The 15,014-nt window shown below is 62.2% G+C and carries 13 protein-coding genes; 4 read left to right on the forward strand and 9 right to left on the reverse strand.

Translation table 11 applies throughout. From position 1 onward, the window contains the following. Nucleotides 1-91 precede the first annotated feature (91 nt). Nucleotides 92-1,063: a quinone oxidoreductase family protein gene (locus tag PH551_RS10700; RefSeq protein WP_285192974.1), complete on the reverse strand. Its 972-nt coding sequence runs from the start codon at nucleotides 1,061-1,063 to the stop codon at nucleotides 92-94. A gap of 71 nt (nucleotides 1,064-1,134) precedes the next feature. Between PH551_RS10700 and PH551_RS10705 the strand changes: the two genes are divergently transcribed. After that, complete coding sequence (locus tag PH551_RS10705; RefSeq protein ID WP_285193137.1) at nucleotides 1,135-2,001, forward strand: LysR family transcriptional regulator; 867 nt, start codon at nucleotides 1,135-1,137, stop codon at nucleotides 1,999-2,001. Nucleotides 2,002-2,031: 30 nt separating this feature from the next. Here PH551_RS10705 and PH551_RS10710 read toward each other — a convergent pair whose 3' ends face one another. The 3 genes from PH551_RS10710 to PH551_RS10720 form a co-directional block, all read right to left on the reverse strand. Beyond that, nucleotides 2,032-3,912 carry a PBP1A family penicillin-binding protein gene (locus PH551_RS10710; protein WP_285193138.1) on the reverse strand — a complete coding sequence of 627 codons (1,881 nt, stop codon included), beginning with the start codon at nucleotides 3,910-3,912 and terminating at the stop codon, nucleotides 2,032-2,034. A 545-nt stretch (nucleotides 3,913-4,457) separates the two neighbouring features. Continuing rightward, the gene (locus tag PH551_RS10715) at nucleotides 4,458-5,099 is read right to left on the reverse strand and encodes a peroxiredoxin-like family protein (RefSeq protein ID WP_285192975.1); all 642 of its coding nucleotides are present in this window, start codon (nucleotides 5,097-5,099) and stop codon (nucleotides 4,458-4,460) included. A 288-nt stretch (nucleotides 5,100-5,387) separates the two neighbouring features. After that, entirely contained in the window at nucleotides 5,388-5,828 is a 441-nt protein-coding gene (locus tag PH551_RS10720; protein WP_285192976.1) for a hypothetical protein, read from the reverse strand. Nucleotides 5,829-6,153: 325 nt separating this feature from the next. On the opposite strand from PH551_RS10720, the gene PH551_RS10725 reads away from it, so the two are divergent. After that, nucleotides 6,154-7,131: a PAS domain-containing protein gene (locus PH551_RS10725; RefSeq protein ID WP_285192977.1), complete on the forward strand. Its 978-nt coding sequence runs from the start codon at nucleotides 6,154-6,156 to the stop codon at nucleotides 7,129-7,131. A gap of 6 nt (nucleotides 7,132-7,137) precedes the next feature. Then, nucleotides 7,138-7,518 (forward strand): response regulator, encoded by a 381-nt coding sequence (locus tag PH551_RS10730; RefSeq protein ID WP_285192978.1) that lies wholly within the window; start codon nucleotides 7,138-7,140, stop codon nucleotides 7,516-7,518. A 103-nt stretch (nucleotides 7,519-7,621) separates the two neighbouring features. Here the strand turns inward: PH551_RS10730 and cysN are convergent, their stop codons facing one another. The 3 genes from cysN to PH551_RS10745 form a co-directional block, all read right to left on the reverse strand. Next, complete coding sequence (gene cysN / locus PH551_RS10735; RefSeq protein WP_285192979.1) at nucleotides 7,622-9,118, reverse strand: sulfate adenylyltransferase subunit CysN; 1,497 nt, start codon at nucleotides 9,116-9,118, stop codon at nucleotides 7,622-7,624. A 1-nt stretch (nucleotide 9,119) separates the two neighbouring features. Continuing rightward, complete coding sequence (gene cysD / locus PH551_RS10740) at nucleotides 9,120-10,073, reverse strand: sulfate adenylyltransferase subunit CysD (RefSeq protein WP_064692172.1); 954 nt, start codon at nucleotides 10,071-10,073, stop codon at nucleotides 9,120-9,122. Nucleotides 10,074-10,184: 111 nt separating this feature from the next. Then, on the reverse strand, nucleotides 10,185-10,925 hold the full coding sequence (locus PH551_RS10745) for a phosphoadenylyl-sulfate reductase (RefSeq protein WP_285192980.1): 741 nt from the start codon (nucleotides 10,923-10,925) through the stop codon (nucleotides 10,185-10,187). A gap of 418 nt (nucleotides 10,926-11,343) precedes the next feature. On the opposite strand from PH551_RS10745, the gene PH551_RS10750 reads away from it, so the two are divergent. Then, the gene (locus PH551_RS10750) at nucleotides 11,344-11,790 is read left to right on the forward strand and encodes an RrF2 family transcriptional regulator (RefSeq protein ID WP_097601523.1); all 447 of its coding nucleotides are present in this window, start codon (nucleotides 11,344-11,346) and stop codon (nucleotides 11,788-11,790) included. On the opposite strand, the gene PH551_RS10755 is transcribed toward PH551_RS10750, so the two are convergent. Together PH551_RS10755 and betA are read right to left on the reverse strand one after the other, a co-directional pair. After that, nucleotides 11,791-13,134: a chloride channel protein gene (locus PH551_RS10755; protein WP_285192981.1), complete on the reverse strand. Its 1,344-nt coding sequence runs from the start codon at nucleotides 13,132-13,134 to the stop codon at nucleotides 11,791-11,793. A gap of 114 nt (nucleotides 13,135-13,248) precedes the next feature. Further along, complete coding sequence (betA, locus tag PH551_RS10760; protein ID WP_285192982.1) at nucleotides 13,249-14,898, reverse strand: choline dehydrogenase; 1,650 nt, start codon at nucleotides 14,896-14,898, stop codon at nucleotides 13,249-13,251. Between the last annotated feature and the right edge of the window lie 116 nt (nucleotides 14,899-15,014).

The following is a 15,014-nucleotide window of genomic DNA, read 5'->3' on the forward strand; positions in this document are numbered from 1 at the left end:
ATCGCGCGACCGGATCAGGCCGTCGAAGGCCGCCGCGCGGATCGGAAGCGCTGGCGATCCATGATTTCTGCCGGTGTTCTTTCTCGAACCATCAAGGGATCAGCAGGATACTGCCCGCCGCGCGCCCGGATTCCATCTCTTCGTGCGCCTTCGCAACGTCGGTCAAACGGTATTCGGCGCCGATCTGCGAAACGATCCCCGATTCCATCGCCCCGATCGCAGCGAGAGCAGCTTCGCGATACTGTCCGACGTCGGCGCACCAGGCCATGATGCTCGGATGGCAGAGCGCCTTGCCCGGGCGAAGTTCCTCGACAGGCACCGGTGGAATGGCGCCGGCGGCCTGACCGATGGTGACAGCCATGCCGAATGGGCGGACAGATTGTATGCTTTTGAGAAGCGTATCCCCGCCGATCCCGTCATAGGCGACGTCGACGCCGAGCCCGTTCGTCAGCCGCTTCACTTCCGCGACGAAATCAGCGCCGCGCCCGACGATCAGGTGATCGGCTCCACAAGATCTGGCGAGGGCTGCCTTTTCGGAGGAACCGACCGTTCCGATCACCGTGGCTCCGAGCGACTTGGCCCAGCGAACCAGGATGCTGCCGAGCCCGCCGGCAGCCGCATGGATCAGAACGTGGTTTCCGGCACGCACATCATAGGTCTTCTTCAACAGCATGTAGGCGGTCATGCCTTTGAGGAGCGAACTCGCCGCCGTTTTTGTCGAAACGGTATCCGGCAGCTTGATCGCCCTTTCAGCGGCGATGTTGCGCGCGGAGCGATAGGCGCCGACCGGAGGCCCGGCATAGGCGACGCGATCACCTCTTTCGAACATCGAGACGCCCGGACCGACAGCCTCGACGATTCCAGCCGCTTCGGCGCCGATCACCGCGGGGTAGGACGGCATCGGGTAGATACCTTTCCGGTGATAAATGTCTAGAAAGTTCGTTCCGATTGCCTCGTGACGGATTCTGATCTCGCCATAGCCGGGGCTGTCACACTGGCGCTGCTCGACATGGAACTGATTGATGTCGCCGGCCGCTTTCAGCCATATGATCTGGTCGGTCATCGCTCGTGCTCTCCTTATTTCGGATAAAATAAGCGATGGCGTGATGGGTGAAAATTCCCTATTGCTGCACAATGGTTGGGAGAGATTTCACAAAACTCGATTGGGACGACCTTCGGCATTTCCTGGCGCTCGCGCAATCGGGAACCTTGCTTGGTGCAGCAAGACAACTCGGCGTCGAACATGCCACCGTCAGTCGCCGCGTTTCGTCGCTCGAATCCAGTCTCGGACGCAAACTCGCAGACCGCCGCGGACGCCGCATCATCCTGACTTCGGACGGAGAGCAGGTCGCCAGGCACGCGGCTCTCGTCGCCGTCCAGACCGCCGCCATCGAGCAGCTCGGCCGCAGCAGCGCCACGGAATTGCGCGGCCATGTCAGGATCAGTGCCCCTCCCGCGCTCTCGAGCATGCTGCTTGCAAAACCGATCGCAGCCGTCAGGCGAGACCATCCCGGCGTTGAGATCACGCTTGTCGGAGAAAAGCGCCTCGCCTCCCTCAACAGGCGGGAGGCGGATGTGGCCGTGCGAATGTCGCGTCCGGAGGACGGAGATTACGCGATCGCCAAGCTCGGCGAGACAAGCTTTCATCTCTACGCATCGAAGACCTATCTCGAAACGGTTCCGCCGTCGGACTGGACCTTCATCGGTTACGACGAAACCATGAATGCCTCACCGCAGCAATTGCGGCTGATCGAACTGGCCGCCGGCCGGCCGATCGCTGTGAGATCGTCCGTTTTGGAGTTTCAGGCTGCAACTGCAAGCCTTGGTGCAGGTGTCGTCATGCTCCCCGATTTCGCCGTCGCGGAGTCGAGCGGTCTTCAGCGCATCGAGACCGAACGGCCGTTGACGAGAGAGGTCTGGCTGGTGGTCCATGCCGATATCAAGGACGTCCCCTCCGTCCGCGTCGTCGCCGATGCGCTGAAAAACGCTTTTGGCAGGTAGTCCCCGCGGTTGGATCTCTGCCGAACCAGATCACTTTTCGCAAAGCCTTCGGCCGCCCGAATAGGGCTGATAGGTACAATCGGATGGGCGAAAGGAGCGGTAGCTGCGCGAGCAGGCGGTGATGTTGCAGGACTGCGGTGCGCCTTGACCATCGACGACCGCTTCGCTCGACCGCACTCCGTTGAGCGTCGGCTCGATCGTCGCCTCGCGGATGAAGTCCCGCCAAATATGGGCGGGGAGGGCGCCGCCCGTCACCCCCTTCATCGGCGCGTCGTCATCATTGCCGACCCAGACACCGACGACCATGGCGTCCGTGAAGCCGACGAACCAGGCATCACGATTGTTCTGGCTGGTGCCGGTCTTGCCGGCCGCAAACGTGCCTGGGTCTGCTCCCCGTCCGGTGCCGCGCTCCACCACCAGCTGCAGGAGGCCGAGGAGATCGGACTGGTAGGGCGAAAGATCGACATTCGGCTTTGATTGTGCGCCAACGCGAAAGGCATTGGGCTGCCCTGCCGCTTGGAAATCGATGATACCCCAGGGCTTGATGGGGGCCTTGCCGAGCTGGACGGAGGCATAGGCGCTGGTGAGATTGAGCAGATTGACTTCGGAGGTACCGAGCGCCAATGACGGCGTGTTGGCCAGTGGCGCATCGATGCCGAGTTCGCGCGCCGCGGCAATCACATTGTCCAGACCGACCTCTTGGGCAAGCGATACCGACGCGGCATTGAGCGATCGCGCGAACGCCTCGGCGAGCGTCACCCACCCACTATAGTTGCCGCCGGAATTTTCCGGCGACCAGCCGTCGATTTCAATTGGTGCGTCCAGAATCTGGTCGGACAAGGTGAGCCCAGCCTTCAATGCTGCGTAGTAGACGAACAGCTTGAAGGTGGAGCCCGGCTGGCGCATCGCAGTGACGGCGCGGTTGAACTGGCTCGCCTTGTAGTCGCGCCCGCCAACCATGGCTACGACAGCGCCGTCCGGTGTCATCGCAACCAGCGCAGCCTGCGATGCTCCTGCGGATTTTCCTTCGCCGTCCAAAGACCGTTTCACGATCCTCTCGGCGATCTGCTGTAACTGCGGCACCAGCGTGGTGCGCACCGTCGTCGACCCTGGCGAGGAGCCGGCGATTTCGCTCGCCTGCGGCGAAATCCAGTCTGCAAACCAGCTGCCGGAGCGCGGCGTCGGCGTTGTTGGGTGCAGCTTGGCAAAGCTCGTCTTGGCCTCCGTCGCCTGTGGCGCGGTGATCTTGCCATTGGCCGTCATCGCGTCGAGAACGACCATGGTGCGCTGCCGGGCGCCTTCGAAATTGTCGATGGGGTTCCATTGGCTGGGCGCCCGCAGCAACCCCGCCAGCATTGCCGACTCCGGCAGATTGAGGGCGCCGATATCCTTGTTGAAATAGATGCGCGCGGCGGCGGGCATGCCGGTCGCACCGGCGCCAAGATAGACGCTGTTGAGATAGCGCGTCAGGATTTCATGCTTGCCGAGCTTCCACTCCAGCCAGACGGCGATGACAAGCTCCTGAATCTTTCGTTTTATCGTCCTGTCGCTGTCGAGATATTGCAGCTTGATGAGCTGCTGGGTGATGGTGCTGCCGCCCTCCACCACGGAGCCGGCCTCCAGGTTCCGCAGAAACGCCCTGCCGATGCCCCTCGGATCGACGCCGAAATGATCCATGAACCGGCGGTCCTCGATCGACAGCACGGCATCGATCAGTTGGGGTGGAAACTGGTCGTATCGCGCATAGGGACCTTGATAAGGCCCCTGTCTCACCAATGGCGCGCCGTCGGCGGTTTCCAGCACCACGACCGGCTTCAACGTTCCATCCCGGATCTCGCTCCAGGGCACGTCTTTCAATGCCCACACCAGCACGCTGCCGACGAGGAGGCAGACAAGAAGGATCGACCCAATAGCGTATTTCCGCCAGCCCGCCAGAAGGGACCGGGGCTGGCTGCTTTCAGCCGGATTGGTGCGCCGATCGCGAATCCTGCGGCGGGTTCTGGCCAGAGCAGTGGTCATCCACTGGGTTGGAGCCGATGTGGCTGCCCGCCGCATCGACCTCCTGAGCTTCCGCCTCAAAAGCGAAGCGGCCGTCCTGCTCTTCGCCAAGGCGGCGCTTGCCCGCAAATCGTGACGCAGCGCCCGGAATAGATTGCTCGCGGCCTGTCTGGTTTGGCCGAAGGATCCGTCGGGCGGTTGCGGGTCGTCGACTTTGGTAATGTCTGGTGGATCCGAGGCGGCCGCTTGCGCTGCCGGATCTGCTGTCTGATTGCGACCCGAGATCGAGCTGCTAACGCTTTCACCTGGGGAATCGTGAGAATTGGGCATCGGGTACCGCTAAAAAGCCAACGCAGCGTGATCTATATATCCGCGTGATGCGGAGTGTTCTACCGCAAAAGGTCGCAGCAGTTCCGGAACTCACCACCCGGGCGGTGGGCGTCGAGCGAGTTTTTCTCTCAAGGTGCGACTTGGGAAGCTACCGACATCAATTCCTGGGAATTCGGTGCCTTGAATGTTTGTAGCCCGGGCTCCAGAGCTTCAGTGAAGCTCCACCGTACGATGCCCTCCCGGTCGATGAGGAACTGACCGACAAGCTGCCCATGGTCGGCGGTCATCATCTGCTGATCGGCTTCCGTCATTTGATATCCTTCCTTCTCGTTGAGAAATTCGTCCATTGCCCTCACGCCCATAGGCTCGGGCAACTCGCCCGGAAGATCGATTCGTATCGCCATGAGCGTATCGATCCCGACCTCGCGCAAGCCGAAGGCTTGGTGCGAAGCCCGTACCGGGTCGGAAGCAGCAAGAAGATCGGGTATCGGATGGTAACGGAAATAGAGTCGCGCGCGTTCGACCGGGGTGTTTACAACAGCCAGGGATTGGACGCCTTTCTCACGTAGTACCGGGTTGAGATATGACATGGCGGCGACATGGCGCCGGCAGAACGGGCAATGCAGGCCTCGAAACAAACCGATCAACAACGGGCTGCGGCCACGAAAATCATCAAGTGCGATTTTCCCCTCGTGCGAGATGGCATCAAACTCAACGTTCGGGACCCGGTCGCCCGGTTGTAACGGATGGTCGACATGGTTTGTGGACATGGATAACCTCCTCGCTCGGGATCAGTCGAGCAAAGGCGCCACGTGAAGTACTGCGAGGTCGAGATTGAGCGTTTCAGGCCTGACCTCTCGTCTCACCGCACCGCCAGGATCCGATCTAAGAATGGCCTCACATGAGCCCGCGGGCAAGCGGTAAACTGCGAATCGTGAATTGAGAAAGTCCGTTTTCTGCACCACTGTTTTTTAGCGGCCAGTCTGTGAATTATCGCACACTGACCGGGCCGCCAGCCTCTAGCAACTCTGCGCATCGCGACCACTTCGGGACGGCTCTTACTTTACCGTGATGGCAATACCGCTGAGATCGGCGTTGACTTGCAGGCCTACCTGCTTGCCTGAGAGTTCGAGTTCGGCGCCCTTGTCATTGGTCATGACGATCATCTGGGCACCTTTGCCGACCGCGCCGCCACCGCCCGCCGCACCGTAGACCCCCGTCACATCTCGGGCGCGGCGGATATGGCGAACGGTACCATGAAAATTGGTCTTAGAAGCCCCGAAGGCGAGGCCTCCCGAGATGCCGCCGACAGTGATGGGATAGCGGCGACCATGGAAGGTCAGCGTGCCTTCGCCTCCAGTACCACCCACAAAGAAGGCAGCCTTGTAGACCGAGAAGCTGATCGTACCGCTGTCGGCATGCGCGGAGCCGGCGAAGCTTACTCCCGCTGCCGCGATAACCGCAGCCGCGACTGAACGAATTGTGGACGAATTCTTCATGATGCAAGTCTCCTCAAAATCGAGGCTTACCCAGCCAGGAGGGAGTGTCAACGTCATGCCAAAGTCACAGCTGAAACAGTCTCGCCCGTCATTAGTTCCAAGCACGCGGCCAGAATCCGACCGGGAGAAAGCGGCCAACGGATGGCAAACATAGTCTCAGTGGCAGGGCAGCCGGTGGCAGCCCATGACGCTGTCACCGGGCTTGACCGGGCCGCCACCTGGCGGACATTGCCAGCCATGCAGAAAAGATTACTTTAGACGCAGGGCTGTGGGGGCCTTCATATTGTCGACTCGTTAAGCGTGCGGTGAGGAGGGAATGCCATCGATGTTGCTGGAAGATTTGTATCGCCTGATGAAGACCGGGCACGTACAGGCCCAGGGCATCGTCGACACGATGACCCAGCCCGTTGTCGTGCTGGATCAGAATTTCTGTGTGACGACCGCAAACAATGCGTTCATCAAGACTTTCGAAGTCGAGCGGGACAACATCCTCTCGCAGAACTTCTTCCGGCTTGGAAATGGGCAATGGGATATTCCGGAGCTTCGGCAGCTCATAGCCTCGGTGATCCCACGGGCGGCGGCCGTCATTGGCTTCGAAGTGAAGCATGAATTCCCGACGATCGGCCAGCGTACATTCCTTGTCGATGCCCGCCGCCTCGTTCATCCGGATAACAACAGTCCCAACATCCTGGTCATCTTCGACGACGTGACGGAGCGCCGGCGCCACGATGCCGAGATGGACTTCATCGTGGCCGAGATGCGGCATCGGCTGAGGAACCTGTCGGCCGTCGTTCAGTCGGTCGTGAACAACACCAGGACCGACGATCCGGCTGTGGCAAGCTTCAAGGAAGCGCTGCTTGGAAGGCTGGATATCACCTTTCGAGCTCAGGAAGTTGCTACCATTGGCGGGCTGACTGAGTTCGAAGCATTGCTGCGAGGCGCGGTCGGTGCGACGGTTTGGGAACGGCTCGAATGCTTTGGACCGTCCGTAGAATTTCGAAGTTCGAAGGTTCTTCCGGTCAGCATGATCCTGCACGAGCTCGGCACGAACGCGTTGAAGCATGGTGCTGCCTCGGTGCCCGGCGGAAAGATACGGGTGACGTGGGAAATGAAAGCCGGGCCGCGGGACCGGACGTGGCTCGTATGTCAGTGGCGCGAGGAAGCAGGGCCGCCTATTCATGAGTCTGTACGCCAGGGCTACGGGACCGAACTGATCGAAGGCCTCGCCGCCCATATGGGTGGAAGCGTGGAACTTAACTATCCTCCCAGTGGTTTCACTGCGACGATCAAATTCCCGATGTGAGGTCATGTGAGCGATGTTGTCGACACGAGGGCAGGCGCGACCAAGGTCCTCGTCGTCGAGGACGAGTTCTTCATCGCCGATGAACTCCGACGGAAACTGACCGCTGCCGGATTGCGGGTGCTTGGCCCGGTGTCATCGAACGAGCGCGCTCTCGATCTGCTGGAGCAGGATCGACCTGACGTTGCTGTCCTTGACGTTCATCTCGGCGAGGCAAGAGTGACCGCGGTAGCTGCGAAGCTTCGCCAGTTGAATGTCCCGATCGTTCTGGCGACAGCAAGTCCTGCCCATGAACTTGCATCTGACCCAGTCCTCGCGGGCGCTGTCATCCTGGAAAAGCCCACTGATTTCGGTCTTCTCATCGAAACCGTTCGCAGGGCGGTCAAGTGACGGTTCTCAGGGCTGCAACCTCTCGGCGGAGGTCTGCTTGGGGAAATTCGCCAGTCCGCAGTGTTGGAAAAGAGGCCAGTCTGGCTGGCCCCTTGATCCATGATCAAATATCGCTTGCGGCGCTCGACCACAACTCGGCCGCCTCGGCTGCCGTCATCCGCCGGACCTCGGCCTCGTGGCTGCGGCTGGCGAAGAGTTCGCTGGCCATGATCTGCTCGGCAAAGTCGGCCGGCAGCGAGAGGATGACGCGGGCTTCGCCATTGTGCAGGCCGCCGAGTTCGGTGCGTTTGCCGGTCACCATGCCGCCGGCGACCGTGTTGTTCGTCTCCGGATCGATCAGGATGAAGGAGCCGGACTGGCGGTTCTGCTCGTAAGGATCGAAGATCGCCGCTTCGTCAAAGGCAAGCCGGACCTTGCCGATAGCGTTCATGTAGAGCCGCTGGGCGGGGTTCCAGGTGCCGGTCTTCAATTCGAGCTGGCTGAGCGGCTGCACCTGGACGCGCTGGCGGCGTGAACCGCTCTTCAGCCAGTAGCGCTTGCCAGGCTCGATGCCTTCGGGCTGCAGCGCGACGATCTGCGCGTCGAAGGCCAGGCCGACCTGCGGCTGGGCGTCGATCGAGACGATCATGTCGCCGCGTGCCACGTCGACCTGGCGGTCGAGCACCAGCGTGATCGCGTCGCCGGCAACGGCGGCGTTGCGCACGAGATCGAAGGTGACGATCTTGGAGACGTTGGCGACCATGCCCGACGGCAGGATCATGACGCTGTCGCCCGGTTTGACCGAGCCTCCGGCAACCGTGCCCTGGTAGCCGCGAAAGCTTTCGCCCGGACGCGACACACGCTGCACCGACAGGCGGAAGCCGACGGTCTGCGACGAGCGCACGGTGGCAAGCTCCAGCGTCTCCACCAGCGTCGGGCCAGTGTACCAGGGCATGGCGCCCTGGCCGGAATAGACGACATTTTCGCCCTTCAGCGCCGACATCGGAATGGCGGTGATCTGCTTGACGCCGAGCGACAGAGCGAATTCGCGGAATTCGTGGCTGATCTTCTCGAAGCCGGCGCGGTCATAGCCCGTCAGGTCGATCTTGTTGACGGCAAGCACGAACTGCCTGATGCCGAGCAGCGAGGCGATCGTCGCGTGGCGGCGCGTCTGTTCGAGGATGCCGAGACGAGCGTCGACGAGCAGGATGGCGAGATCGGCCGTCGAGGCGCCGGTCGCCATGTTGCGGGTATATTGCTCGTGACCGGGCGTGTCGGCGACGATGAAGGAGCGCTTGTCGGTCGAGAAATAGCGATAGGCGACATCGATGGTGATGCCCTGCTCGCGTTCGGCCTGCAGGCCGTCGAGCAAGAGCGCAAAGTCGGGCAGGCCGAGGTCGTTCTGCTTACCGGTGGAATCGCGCTGCAGCGTGGCGGCCTGGTCTTCCTTGACGGCCTTGGTGTCCCACAGCAGGCGGCCGATCAGGGTCGACTTGCCGTCATCGACACTGCCGCAGGTGATCAGGCGCAGCGGGCGCGAGTCGCGTTGAGCCTTCTGCGGCTCGGCGGCGGGCAGGCTGGCGACGGTTGCGGCCGAGACGGCGGTGTTGGCTGCGGTCATCTCAGAAATATCCTTCACGCTTCTTCTTTTCCATGGAGCCGGACTGGTCGCGGTCGATGGCGCGGCCCTGGCGTTCGGACACCGTTGCGATTTCGAGTTCGGCGATCACCTCTTCGAGCGTGCTCGCCTCGGAACGGATGGCGCCGGTCAGCGGGAAGTCGCCGAGCGTGCGGAAGCGGATCATGCCCTCCTGGCGCACTTCGCCGGGCAGCAGCTCGAGGCGCGGATCCTCGGCAAGGATGATCATACCGTCGCGCTCGACGAACTTGCGCTTGCGGGCGTAGTAGAGCGGCACGAGCGGGATGTCCTCGGCCTGGATGTAGCGCCAGATATCGACCTCGGTCCAGTTCGACAGCGGGAAGGCGCGCACGCTCTCGCCCTTGCGGATCATGCCGTTGTAGATGTTCCAGAGTTCCGGTCGCTGGTTGCGCGGATCCCAGCGATGGTCCGGAGTGCGGAAGGAATAGATGCGCTCCTTGGCGCGGCTTGCCTCCTCGTCGCGCCGGGCGCCGCCGAAAGCGGCGTCGAACTGGCCGGCATCGAGCGCCTGGCGCAGGCTTTCGGTCTTCATGATGTCGGTGAAGGCCGCCGAGCCGTGAGTGAAGGGCGTGATGTTTTCGGCCGCGCCTCGCGGATTGATATGCTCGATGAGATCGAGATCGTACTTCTTCGCAGTCTCGTCGCGGAAGGCGATCATCTCGCGGAACTTCCAGCCGGTGTTCACATGTAAGAGCGGGAAGGGCACGCGGCCGGGATAGAAAGCCTTGCGCGCCAGGTGCAGCAGCACAGAGGAATCCTTGCCGATCGAATAGAGCATGACGGGACGCTCGAATTCGGCTGCGACTTCGCGGAAGATGTGGATGGATTCGTTTTCGAGCGCTTTCAGATGCGGGTCGAGCGGCGCCTTGGCGCTCTGGGGATTGCTGAGTTCCGTATCCGGACGGCTATCGGGCATGTCTTACTCCAGACTGTCGGTCCTTGCGGCTGCCCGCAGGGCTTTCTCGATTGTGGCTCTTCGGGGCCTGCGGCGATCGCCGCGCCCTGATCCGAAAAGCCGTGAAGATGGTTATTGTGCGGCGATCGCCGCGGCCTCTTCGGCGACATGCAGGCCGCATTCGCGCTTCTCGTCCTGCTCCCACCACCAGCGGCCGGCGCGCTCCGGCTCGCCGGGCTTGATCGCCCTTGTGCAGGGCTCGCAGCCGATCGAGGGATAGCCGCGCGCATGCAGCGGATTGACCGGCACGCCGTTTTGGGAAACGAAGCACTTGATCGCCTCGATGTCCCAATCGGCCAGCGGATTGACCTTCAGGAGATGCCGTTCGGCGTCATATTCGGCAAAGGGCGTCTCGGCGCGGTTGGCCGATTGCCCGCGGCGCAGGCCGGTGATCCAGATCGTCGCACCTTCGAGCGCACGCGCAAGCGGTTTCAGCTTGCGCACGCCGCAACAGGCATGCCTGGCTTCGACGCTCTCGTAGAAACCGTTGAGGCCGTATTGCGCGGCATAGGCGTCGATATCGGCCTTCTCTGGCGCGAAGCGCTGGATATGGATGTCGTACTGGGCTTCCGTCTCGTCGATCAGCGCCAGCGTCTCGGCAAACAGGCGGCCGGTTTCCAGTGTCGCGATGTCGATTGGCAGGCGATGCGTGCCGATCTCGGCGGTGATCACCTGGTCCTCGATGCCGAGCGAGGTGGTGAACACCACGCGGCCGCCAAGACCTGCCACCAGCGACAGACGTCCGGCAAGGTCGATGCCTGCCAGCTTGTCGTTCAGCGCCTCGGCTTCTGTATTCGGATTGATAACAGTCATGGAAATCCTGTCCTTAGTTGCCGGGAGTATCGCAGTTCAAGCCTGGATCGGACAGAAAAAGGGATTTCGAAAGCTGCGGGCGGAAGAGCAAATATCTCTCCGAAGCTGCCGCAATGCAGAAAAGCAGCCGCCCGCGGGCGAAATCCGCGTCGGCAGCTTCAATGTCTATCGAATTAGTAGACTTACACGCAGCCTGTCAATCCGAAATCTGAAGTGATGCTGAAAAAGGTGCGGAAGGCGCTGATTTGGCGTAGTTTGCGGGGGCTTGGCCAAGCGTGAAAAACAAGGCCAAAAATGCTTGTCCCTCAAGGCGTTCTGCCGGCGCGTTCAAATTCCGTTCATGCTGGTTGTGCCATAGAGGCGAATATACGTGTGAAGCGGCGCGGGATGCGCGCCGCCTGTGTGTTGACGGTCTGAGATGATTACTCAAAAGGCGAAATATGCGCTGCGGGCGCTGACGGTTCTGGCGGATGCCGGTGCCGACGAACCCGTTATGATTTCCGATATCGCCGCGCAGCAGAAGATCCCGAAGAAGTTCCTCGAACAGATCCTGCTCGACCTCAAACATCACGGCATCGTCGTCAGCCGCCGGGGCAAGCAGGGTGGCTATCTCCTGCTCAAGCCCGCCCACACCATCACCTTCGGCGAAATCCTGCGCATCATCGACGGTCCGATCGCCCCGCTGCCGTGCCTGTCGATCACCGCCTATCGCAGGTGCGACGATTGCGACGGCGAACAGAATTGCGAAATCAGACACGTCTTTGCCAAAGTGGCCGACGCCACACGCAAGGTGCTGTTTTCGACTACGATCGCCGATGCCGTCGCCCCGCGGCAAGGCGCCGAAGTCACCCGCCTGCTCGCCTGATCAGTTCTCAGCCGTTTCCCTGGCGCGCCGGGCTCGGATCGCCGCGGCGATGAAGACGCGCGACAGGCCGTGATAGAGCGGCTCGCGGCACAGGATGCGCGAGGTGATGTAGCCGATCATCGATACCGCCATGATCGGAATGACAGCCTGATGGTCGCCGGTCATTTCCAGAATGATGACGAAGGCGGTCATCGGTGCTTGCACCACGCCGGAGAAATACCCGGCCATGCCGAGAATAGCCGCAGGCGCTATGCTGCTGCCCATGATCTGGCCGATCGTGCTGCCGAAGCCGGCGCCGACGGAGAGCGAGGGCGCGAAGATGCCGCCCGGAATCCCCGACATCATCGACAGAAAGCCCGCAAGAAGCTTTTCGAGGAAGAACAGCAGTGGCAGGGGATTGCCCTCTACAGCGCCTTTCGCCTGGTCGTAACCCGTTCCGAAGGTCATGCCCCCCGAGAGGATGCCGATCGCCGCGACGACAAGCCCGCAGGCCGCTGCCAGCATCACCATCCGCGGCAGCGGCTGCGGATGTGCCCACCGGCGAACCTGCTGTCCGAGATGGAGCGCAAGCCCGCTGAAAGCCGCACCCAGTGCGCCGCCGCCGATGCCGCAGATGAGCACCAGTTCCCAGTCGCCCACCGAGGCCGGGGCGACCGCGGTGGACCCGAAATAATTGTAGCTGCCGGCAAGTCCGAGGGCGGCAAGACCCGAAAGGATGACGGCCGTTAACACCAGACCGTTGGCTCGGGACTCATAGGTCCGGCTCATTTCCTCAATGGCGAAGACGATGCCGGCGAGCGGTGTGTTGAAGGCCGCGGCGATGCCGGCCGCCGAACCGGCGAGGATCAGCCCGCGCGCCTGCGCCATGCCGCCGAAGCGGGCGACGGCCAGCATGATCGAGGCGCCCACCTGCACGGTCGGCCCCTCGCGGCCGATCGATGCACCGCTTGCGAGCCCCAGCACGGTCAGCAGAATCTTGCCGAAGACGAGTCGCAGCGACAGCAGCCGCGTGCGGTCCTCCGGATCATGCAGATGCCGCGCGGCAATCGCCTGCGGAATGCCGCTGCCCTGCGCGTTCGGGAAGAATGTTGCCGCGAGATAGGCTGACAGCATGAAGCCGAGCGGCGTGATGAGAAGCGGCAGCAGAAAACCCCATTGCCCGGAAGCGGTCACGCCGGCAAAGCCGCGCTGCGCCAGATCGGCAAGCCTGGCGAAGCCGACGCTGATGATGCCGATCGCAAAGGCGCCGAACCAGAAGATCAGCCGTGGACGCCAGAGGGAGAAGGAGCCCCACAGGACACGCGATCGACGGAAAAGTCTGGACTTGCGATGGAACACGGGCATGCCGGAGCGCGGATGTTGGACAGGCCTCTTCCTAAACCGGTTTGCAGGGAATGGGCCACCTCTTTCTTCCGAAAATTGCTTCTGTGATTGCGGCCTGGCAGCTTTCGCCACTCATCATCGATCGCTGACCGCCGCCCGTGGGTTGACCCACGGCTCCTGGTTTGAGCGCGCCAGCGGCTGCTTGCCGAGAATATGATCCGCCGCCTTCTCGCCGGTCATGATCGACGGGCCGTTCAGGTTGCCGTAGGTGACGTGCGGGAAGATCGAGCTGTCGGCGACCCGCAGGCCATCGACGCCGATCACCCGCGTCTGCGGATCGACCACAGCCATCGGATCGTCCTTGGCGCCCATCTTGCAGGTGCCGCAGGGGTGATAGGCGCTTTCCAGATGTTCGCGCAGGAAGGCATCGATCTCATCGTCGCTCTGCACTTCTTCGCCCGGCTGGATCTCCGGGCCGCGATAGGTGTCGAAGGCTTTCTGCCCGAAGATCTCGCGGGTCAGACGCACGCAGTGGCGGAATTTCTCCCAGTCCTCCGGATGGCTCATATAGTTGAAGCGCAGCACCGGATCGGCCTTGGGATCGGGTGAGCGCAGCGTCACGCTGCCGCGCGATTTCGACAGATTGTAGCCGACATGCACCTGGAAGCCGTGGCTCTTCGCCGCCGCCTTGCCGTCATAGCTGATCGCCACCGGCAGGAAATGATACTGGATATCCGGCTGCTTCAGGCCGGGGGCCGAGCGCAGGAAGGCGCAGGCCTCGAACTGGTTGGAAGCGCCGAGCCCACCCTTGGAGAGCAGCCATTGCGCGCCCGCCACCCCCTGCCAAAACCAGGGCAGCCAGGAATAGAGCGACACCGGCTTGGTGCTGACCTGCTGGAAATAGAATTCCATATGGTCCTGCAGGTTGGCGCCGACACCAGGCCGGTCGGCCTTCACCTCGATGCCCATTTCCTTCAGATGCTCGCCCGGGCCGATGCCGGACAGCATCAGGAGCTTCGGCGAATTGAAGGAGGAGGCGGAGACGATCACCTCCCGGTTGGCCTTCACCACCTCTGTCCTGGCGCCGCGTTCGATCTCCACGCCGGTCGCCCGCCCGTTCTCGATGACGATCTTGCTCGCCAGGCCATAGACGATCCCGACATTGTGGCGCTTCAGCGCCGGCTTCAGATAGGCGTTGGCGGCAGACCAGCGGCGGCCGGCAAAGATGGTCTGCTCCATCAGGCCGAAGCCTTCCTGCTTGCTGCCGTTGTAATCCTCCGTCGTCTCGAAGCCCGCCTGTTTGCCGGCCTCGACGAAGGCCCGGAAGAGCGGATTGGTGAAGCCGCCGCGCTGCACGTGCAGCGGCCCGTCCGTGCCGCGCCAGCCCTCTTCGCCGCCATGCGAATGTTCCATGCGCTTGAAATAGGGGAGGACGTCGGCATAGGCCCAGCCGCTGGCGCCAAGTTCCTCCCAGCGGTTGAAGTCTTCGGCATGGCCGCGCACATAGACCATGCCGTTGATCGAGGAGGAGCCGCCGATCACCTTGCCGCGCGGCGCGGTGATGCGCCGATTGTTGAGGTTCGGCTCCGGCTCGGAGAGATAACCCCAATTGTAGCGCTTCATGCTCATCGGCCAGGCAAGGGCTGCCGGCATCTGGATGAACGGCCCGAAATCGCTGCCGCCGGCCTCGATGACGAGAACGCTGTTCATGCCGTCTTCGGAGAGACGGTAGGCGAGGGCGGACCCGGCGGAGCCCGAGCCGATGATGACGAAATCTGCTTGCATCTATTTGTTTCCCTCGAGCTGCCATCATCCGGCTGCTTCTTGTTTTTCCTGGAGCCTGCCCCTCATCCGCCTGCCGGCACCTTCTCCCCGCCTGCGGGGAGAAGGGGATATGCCGC

The sequence above is a fragment of the Rhizobium atlanticum genome (assembly GCF_030182485.1).
Lineage (GTDB): Bacteria > Pseudomonadota > Alphaproteobacteria > Rhizobiales > Rhizobiaceae > Rhizobium.

What these genes read in the sequence shown, in the direction of transcription:
- PH551_RS10700 (WP_285192974.1), bottom strand. Translation starts at nt 1,063, where the DNA reads ATGACCGACCAGATCATATGGCTGAAAGCGGCCGGCGACATCAATCAG.
- PH551_RS10705 (WP_285193137.1), top strand. Translation starts at nt 1,135, where the DNA reads ATGGTTGGGAGAGATTTCACAAAACTCGATTGGGACGACCTTCGGCAT.
- PH551_RS10715 (WP_285192975.1), bottom strand. Translation starts at nt 5,099, where the DNA reads ATGTCCACAAACCATGTCGACCATCCGTTACAACCGGGCGACCGGGTC.
- PH551_RS10720 (WP_285192976.1), bottom strand. Translation starts at nt 5,828, where the DNA reads ATGAAGAATTCGTCCACAATTCGTTCAGTCGCGGCTGCGGTTATCGCG.
- PH551_RS10725 (WP_285192977.1), top strand. Translation starts at nt 6,154, where the DNA reads ATGTTGCTGGAAGATTTGTATCGCCTGATGAAGACCGGGCACGTACAG.
- cysN (WP_285192979.1), bottom strand. Translation starts at nt 9,118, where the DNA reads ATGACCGCAGCCAACACCGCCGTCTCGGCCGCAACCGTCGCCAGCCTG.
- cysD (WP_064692172.1), bottom strand. Translation starts at nt 10,073, where the DNA reads ATGCCCGATAGCCGTCCGGATACGGAACTCAGCAATCCCCAGAGCGCC.
- PH551_RS10745 (WP_285192980.1), bottom strand. Translation starts at nt 10,925, where the DNA reads ATGACTGTTATCAATCCGAATACAGAAGCCGAGGCGCTGAACGACAAG.
- PH551_RS10750 (WP_097601523.1), top strand. Translation starts at nt 11,344, where the DNA reads ATGATTACTCAAAAGGCGAAATATGCGCTGCGGGCGCTGACGGTTCTG.
- PH551_RS10755 (WP_285192981.1), bottom strand. Translation starts at nt 13,134, where the DNA reads ATGCCCGTGTTCCATCGCAAGTCCAGACTTTTCCGTCGATCGCGTGTC.
- betA (WP_285192982.1), bottom strand. Translation starts at nt 14,898, where the DNA reads ATGCAAGCAGATTTCGTCATCATCGGCTCGGGCTCCGCCGGGTCCGCC.